At 30.8% G+C, this 3649-nt stretch carries 5 protein-coding genes; 4 read left to right on the top strand and 1 reads right to left on the bottom strand.

Annotated features, from left to right (window positions below; all coding sequences use genetic code 11):
* The 4 genes from A9G09_RS12875 to A9G09_RS05885 all read left to right on the top strand — a co-directional run.
* A partial coding sequence (locus tag A9G09_RS12875) for a hypothetical protein (RefSeq protein WP_218056853.1) occupies nt 1–952 on the top strand: 952 nt, incomplete at its 5' end.
* A gap of 1 nt (nt 953) precedes the next feature.
* On the top strand, nt 954–1382 hold the full coding sequence (locus A9G09_RS05895) for a phage tail protein (protein WP_065633970.1): 429 nt from the start codon (nt 954–956) through the stop codon (nt 1380–1382).
* A gap of 7 nt (nt 1383–1389) precedes the next feature.
* Nucleotides 1390–2508, top strand: coding sequence for a contractile injection system protein, VgrG/Pvc8 family (locus A9G09_RS05890; protein WP_081297494.1), 1119 nt, complete (start codon nt 1390–1392; stop codon nt 2506–2508).
* 83 nt (nt 2509–2591) lie between these two features.
* Nucleotides 2592–2810, top strand: a complete 219-nt coding sequence (locus A9G09_RS05885) for an ogr/Delta-like zinc finger family protein (protein WP_065633969.1) — start codon at nt 2592–2594, stop codon at nt 2808–2810.
* A gap of 257 nt (nt 2811–3067) precedes the next feature.
* Here A9G09_RS05885 and A9G09_RS05880 read toward each other — a convergent pair.
* Nucleotides 3068–3649 (bottom strand): DUF535 family protein (locus A9G09_RS05880; RefSeq protein WP_141671535.1); only part of this gene is annotated, 582 nt, incomplete at its 5' end.

The raw sequence follows: 3649 nt of genomic DNA, 5'->3' as shown, positions 1-3649 counted from the left end.
TAAACATAGTTTTTGGATAGATAAATATCCAAATTTAAAAGTAACATTTAAGCTATTTAAGGTAAATCATCTCTTATATACTAAATCAGCTATTAGTCTAATGAGAAACTTAATATCATCTAGCAACAAAAAAAGTGAAAGGTTCGATCCAAAGTTAATTAGTCATGAGAATTTATCGAATAAAATATTCAATCATACCTATAATAATTTTTTTGCTAAGCTCGCCACAACTAAACAAACCAGTACAGACAAGAGGTTAAATAATAGTTTAGAAACGCTCAAACCAATAGCTAGTGCTAATCAACATTATCTAATTTCAACTAACAGTTCAGTCATCATCAGGACTCTAAAATCATTTATTAAAGTTTTTTATTTTCCTCATATAACATTTAACCTTATTGAAAAAAGTTTTACACCCTACAAAATCTTTTCTCAAAAACGTTTCAATGCACTAAAAAAACTGTATTTAGAATTAACCGATAATCCCCATTTACAAATGCTTTTTATAAGAATAGTTAAGGATTTTACCCATCGCTTTAAAAATAAGGTATTGAATAATAGAAAAATAATCTTGAATTTATTTGAAGATACATTGATTGATCATAACTTCCTTAAGGTTTTCTACGACGTTAACCTTAAAACGATTAAAAATAATTTTCAAGCCATTGTTCATGGTAATGATGAAATACTTTATTCCTTGGGCAATTTTGCTAACAAAATTAATCTAACGAAAACCAACATTGAAAATTATCTAGTAAATAGTCATTCAACGCTAGTTACAAATTTGACTAACAAGTTAATTCAAGGAAGTGCTTCACAATATTATATCACTGTAAATGCCGCCCCTGGCATGAATGAACAAGAACTTGCAGATAAAATCACTGAAGAACTTGATCGACGAGAACAACAAATATTATTTCAATTTCGCAGTAGCTTAAAGGATATCGATTAATATGATGATGTGTTATGGCTTTTTTGTTTTTAGCCTAAAAAATTTACCCTATCAGACCATGAAAATAAATAAAAGTTGGAATTACGTAGCTAATAAAAGAGTGAACAGACGCCCTGCTCTTCAATATACTGGTCCAAATAATGACACAGTTACTTTATCGGGATCAATCTATACTGAAATTACCAATGGTAGACTAAGCCTTGAATTATTAGAAAGAATGGCTTATCTAAAAACGCCATTGCCGCTGATTGAAGGTACTGGTGTACCGCTAGGCTTTTTTGTACTCGTCAGTGTAGAACGAACCCATAGTGAGCTAAATCGAAATGGTTCACCTCTGAAAATTGACTTTACTATGGTATTAAAAAAAGTCGATATTTCTGACTTTTTTGGTGATAGTAAAATCAGCGACATAATAGATATAATCATATAGGTATAAAATGGCAACCCCTAAATTCAAAATTGAATTATTACCAGATAATAATCAACAAAGTAATTCAGATCAACGCGAAGATTTAACTTCATTGTTTGATGCAAGACTTATATCGATGATAATTACAGATAATCGAGGTTTTGAATCAGATACAATTGAAATGCAACTCAATGATGCCGATGGTAAACTCAAATTACCAAAGCGAAAAGCCAAACTCGCTGTTACATTAGGATGGAGTCAAATTCAAGCAACTAATAAGGATTCAGATGACAATATCATTGGGCCTAACATCAAAAACGTTTTTTTGATAGATGAAGTTGAACACAGTGGCACACCTGACCTAATGACTATTCGTGGTCGAAGCGCACAAAATACCGAGGAGTTAGAAGAAAAAAAAGAACAAAGTTATGAAAATATTACGCTGGGCGATTTAATTGCTATCATAGCTAAACGAAACAATTTAGCTTATCGTTTTGATAAAGATATTGGGGCCTCGCAAATTTTTCATATGGATCAAACTCTAGAGTCTGATATCTCTTTTCTTACGCGAATGGTAGATGAAGCCGGTGGCGTTGTGACCGTAAAAAACGATATAATGCTCGTGTTTAAAAAAGGAAAGGGTCTTACCGTTGGTGGTAAAATCATACCTCCAGCAATCATCAAGCGAGAGTCGGGAGATAAACATCGATTTTTTACCTCTGAGCGAACAGGTTATACAGGTGTTCAGACCTATTGGTATGATTATGCCAACCCAACTAAAAATCCACATAAAATCATTTATAAAAGTCAGATAGATAAAAGCCAAATTGTATTAAATGGTAAAAAAGAAAAAATCAAAATAATTCGATATGTCTATGCTAATGAAAAAAGTGCTCAAAAAGCAGCAGAAAGCGAATTAAACAAAATAAAACAAGGTACAGCTCAATTTACCATCGAGTTAGCTAAAGGTAGACCGGATCTTTTTACTGAAATGCCGGTTATCGTTGAAGGATTCAAAACAGAAATAGACTCGACCAACTGGACTATCATACAATGCGTTCACACTTTAAAAAGGAGTGCAGGATTCAAAACAGCGGTACATTTAGAAATCAAACTTGAAGACGAAATTTATTATAATGAAAATTAAAGCCTAAATAGTAAAAAAACGCTAGACTTAATTTAAGTTTAATATAAAATTAAGCTTAACTTAATTATAAAAGGTATCAAAATATGAAATGTCCACACTGCCGTAGTAAAACTTTTATCCGTTCAAGTGAAGAAATTAGTAATTTAACTCGAAAACAATATTATCAATGCTCCAATCTATATTGTGGTCACACTTTTACTGCAATACAGTCTGTATCAGAAACTATTGTACCTAGCGCTATTCCCGATCCAACGGTAAATATTCCTATATCACCTTATAGTCGTTATGCTAAACATGCATAAATAAAGATCGGGTTAGCGGATTAAACTAACCCGATTACTTAAAAGGCTCTATCAACTTATTATCGTTTATAAAATTACACGTAAAGTGTTAGATTTAATAAATGTTAAACTAAATTAAAATAAAAAAATAGATCGAATAATTTCAATATAACTAAATAAATTATTGATAGAATAAATTATCAATATATCAACAATTCATTCTATCATTTTGCTAACAGGTAGTACTTTCACACAAATTACCTATAATACTTTAAGTATTATTGAGGGTTAACAATTGCTAAAAGATTTTTTTGACATTGTTCACTAATACTTTCGCGAATTAATTCTCTTTTTTTGAATTCACTTCGCTTATTACTTTTAACATCTTCAATCGATTTTTGTGGCTGATTACAAGGCAATTTAAACCAAGCTTTATTATATGAGACACCATTTAATTCTTGCCAAAATTTATCATAATCGAAATCAAATTTACCGAACTTCACATGCCCTTTACTTTTGACAGCGTATATATTTTCGATTTTAAAAAATTTAGCAATTTCCATCATAAAAACCATTATTAAATTCTTAGGTCTAAAACCAAAAAAGTCTTTCGTTAATTGCTTTAATATCTCATTACTTGTATGACCTTGTACCCCCGCGATATAAATTTCATTCAATAACGTTATAGTAAAATGAATTGAAAAAACCAACTGTTCACCAAAACGCATAATAATCCTTAAATCCCCTTCTCTTGGATACAAAGGCGCAGTAAGATGGAGCGAAATTTTTGCATCATTTTTACCTTCAACTTGAGCCAACATAATACCATCAAGCTTCTTAGAATAAAGTTTATCTATTAC

The organism is Gilliamella sp. wkB292, from assembly GCF_001690235.1.
Taxonomy (GTDB): domain Bacteria; phylum Pseudomonadota; class Gammaproteobacteria; order Enterobacterales; family Orbaceae; genus Gilliamella; species Gilliamella apicola_F.
This window is presented reverse-complemented; position numbering and strand designations above follow the sequence as displayed.

Bases quoted from the DNA above. Each gene is read 5' to 3' on its own strand.
- A9G09_RS05895 (WP_065633970.1), top strand. From the start codon at position 954: ATGATGATGTGTTATGGCTTTTTTGTTTTTAGCCTAAAAAATTTACCC.
- A9G09_RS05885 (WP_065633969.1), top strand. From the start codon at position 2,592: ATGAAATGTCCACACTGCCGTAGTAAAACTTTTATCCGTTCAAGTGAA.
- A9G09_RS05890 (WP_081297494.1), top strand. From the start codon at position 1,390: ATGGCAACCCCTAAATTCAAAATTGAATTATTACCAGATAATAATCAA.